We start from the raw sequence: 2,776 nt of genomic DNA, 5'->3' as shown, positions 1-2,776 counted from the left end.
GGCAACACCACCGGCGGCCGTTGCACGATGGGTGACGCCTACGCGGCGTACGACAAGTACTACGACGCGGCGAGCTCAGTGGACGGTGTCTCCGACACCTGGGACACCGGTGCGCTGCGCGGCAACTTCAACCAGTTGCGCAAGCTGAAGAAGGAGTTCCCGAACATCAAGGTGGTCTGGTCGTTCGGCGGCTGGACCTGGTCGGGCGGCTTCACCGAGGCGGCGAAGAACCCGACCGCGTTCGCGGACTCCTGCTACAGCCTGATCAAGGATCCACGCTGGGCTGATGTCTTCGATGGCATCGACATCGACTGGGAGTACCCGAACGCCTGCGGGCTGAGCTGTGACACTTCCGGGCCGAACGCGTTCACCAACATCATCACCGCGCTGCGCAACCGCTTCGGTACATCAGCGCTGGTGACCGCGGCGATCACGGCCGACGGCACCGCGGGCGGCAAGATCGACGCCAGCGACTACGCCGGCGGTGCACAGAAGCTGGACTGGATCATGCCGATGACCTACGACTACTTCGGCGCGTTCAACGCGCAGGGCCCGACGGCTCCGCATTCGCCGCTGACGTCGTACCCGGGGATCCCGACCGCCGGGTTCTACGGTGACGCGGCGATCCAGAAGCTGAAGGCGAAGGGCATTCCGGCATCGAAGATCCTGCTCGGCATCGGCTTCTACGGCCGCGGTTGGGCCGGCGTAACCCAGTCGGCCCCGGGTGGTTCCGCAACTGGTGCCGCGCCGGGCAAGTACGAGGCCGGCATCGAGGACTACAAGCTGATCTCGACCCGTTGCCCGTCCACTGGCACCGTCGGCGGTACGGCGTACGCGTTCTGCAACGGGCAGTGGTGGGGTTACGACACCCCGGCTACGGTCCGCAGCAAGATGTCGTACGCCAACACCCAGGGCCTCGGCGGCGCCTTCTTCTGGGAGCTGTCCGGTGACACCACCGCGGGTGAACTGATCACCGCGGTCAGGACCATCGGCTGATCCGGCGGTCGAGGCCCCGTAGGGGATTTCTTGCCCCGTCCGGCAGGGAATCCCGGACGCCAAGTGGTCGGCACCGGAACGTCGTAGATCGACGACGACCTTCCGGTGCCGACCGCTTTGTTGTCCGATCCAGGACAGGTCTCGTTTACGCCAGTGCGGCACCGCTTGAATCCCTTGACTTAGCTTCGACCGTTGGCGTCACTTGTCCTGCATCAGGACCGGCAAACGTTTGAACGGAGGCGCTGCGTGGAGAAGCTGCCGGATTCATCGTTGATCATCGGGGTCGCTACGTCCGCCGCCGAACGAGTGCAACTGGTCCGGCTGCTGGGCGGTGCCGACACGCTGTTGCTCGTCGCCAGCGCGGAGCAGGCCCGGATGTTCCTCGAGCTCACGAGTTCCCCGGCGGCTGCGCAGGTCGTGCTCCCACCGGCCGAGGTGATGCCACCGGCAGGATTTGTCGCCGAGACGTTGGCCGTTGCCGAAGAGCTCCCCAGCTCTGCCCAGATCGAGTCAGTTGCTCAGCGTTCCGGGCTGAGCCTGGACGTCGATCGCCGGATGGTCCGCTGGAATGACCGAGAGGTCCCGCTGACGCGTCTCGAACACGACTTCCTGCACTGCCTGGTGGCGGAACCGGGCGAGGTGTGGACCTACCAGCGACTGCATCTGGTCGTCTGGGGCAATGAGCACCTCGGCCACGGCTCCCACATCCACTCGGTGGTGAAGCGTCTGCGCCGCAAACTCGCCCGCCTGGGCGCCGCCGTCACCATTCACGCCATCCGCGGCGTCGGCTTCCACTTAGTGCCCGCCTAACGGCATCGCTCGCGCGACCACCTCAGGTCTTTGACCCAGGTGAGATTGGGAAGCTCGTCACGCAAGCAATAGCCGACGATGACGTCCTGTGCAGAGATCAAAATGTCGGGAAGATGTCGATGCCGTAGTCGTTGCGGGTGTCTAAGTAGTCGATGAACGGTGACCGGCGCTCAGGTGTTGACAAGGTCGGATGGGTTCCGGTACTCCGAGAATGTGGGCCTGTTTCGTCGCAGATCCGCCAGTCGGAGAGGCGGGGGCGAAAACCCCGTCCCGGGCGGGGTGGGGTGGAGGTGCTATGGCGACCTATGAATACCTTTGTCCGGACTGCGGGCGGTTCGACGTGCACCTGCCGATAGGGACCGCGCCAGCATCCCGTGACTGCTCCAAATGCGAGCGCGAAGCTCACCGGGTCTTCTCCCCGCCGAACTTCTCTTGGGTGAACCCGGCGCTGTCCGCCGCGTTTGATCGCGAAGAGCAGAGCCGGGACGCGCCCGCGGTCATTTCCGGAGTGCCCAAGCGGCGGCGCCCGCAGCCCGCACATCCGGCACTGGCACGTCTGCCTCGGCCATGAGCGACAAAACTGAACACAGGACGTCCACGCACGCCCGGCCCGGCGACACCTGCCGCTAGGCAAAGCCGGTGTCGGGATCCGGCCGCGGTGACAGCGTTATGGGCATGGCCGCGTCACTGTATGGCGTACGCGGATCCTGCTGCCCACCTGAACCGCCCATCGCAAAACACTAGGGAGGTATCACGGATGGCAAGCGTCGGACTACTTTTCGTCGGTGCAGTGTTGTTCATCAACGGGATGATGCTTCTGGGGAAGATCGAAGCGCGGGCGGCGGCTATTTTCAACCTTTTCGTCGGGGCGCTGCAGGTGCTCACGCCTACCGTGCTGATCATCACCGCCAACGGCAACACGAATCAGATTCTCAGCGCGTCGGGAATCTACCTCTTCGGCTTCACCTAC

At 64.7% G+C, this 2,776-nt stretch carries 4 protein-coding genes; all 4 read left to right on the top strand.

Going from position 1 to position 2,776, the window contains the following annotated elements; genetic code table 11:
- Window positions 1–996, top strand: a 996-nt coding sequence (locus tag QOH60_RS28530; RefSeq protein ID WP_526425255.1) for a glycoside hydrolase family 18 protein, incomplete at its 5' end; no start/stop codon positions are given.
- Window positions 997–1,242: 246 nt separating this feature from the next.
- Window positions 1,243–1,806, top strand: coding sequence for a winged helix-turn-helix domain-containing protein (locus tag QOH60_RS28525; protein ID WP_526425254.1), 564 nt, complete (start codon window positions 1,243–1,245; stop codon window positions 1,804–1,806).
- A gap of 190 nt (window positions 1,807–1,996) precedes the next feature.
- The gene (locus tag QOH60_RS28520) at window positions 1,997–2,377 is read left to right on the top strand and encodes an FmdB family zinc ribbon protein (RefSeq protein ID WP_526425253.1); all 381 of its coding nucleotides are present in this window, start codon (window positions 1,997–1,999) and stop codon (window positions 2,375–2,377) included.
- Window positions 2,378–2,563: 186 nt separating this feature from the next.
- The coding region (locus QOH60_RS28515; protein WP_526425252.1) for an AmiS/UreI family transporter at window positions 2,564–2,776 on the top strand (213 nt) is incomplete at its 3' end.

The sequence above is a fragment of the Mycobacterium sp. genome, from assembly GCF_032159765.1.
Lineage (GTDB): Bacteria > Actinomycetota > Actinomycetes > Mycobacteriales > Mycobacteriaceae > Mycobacterium.
Note: the sequence above shows the minus strand (reverse complement) of the source record. Positions and strands in the feature narration are given on the sequence as shown.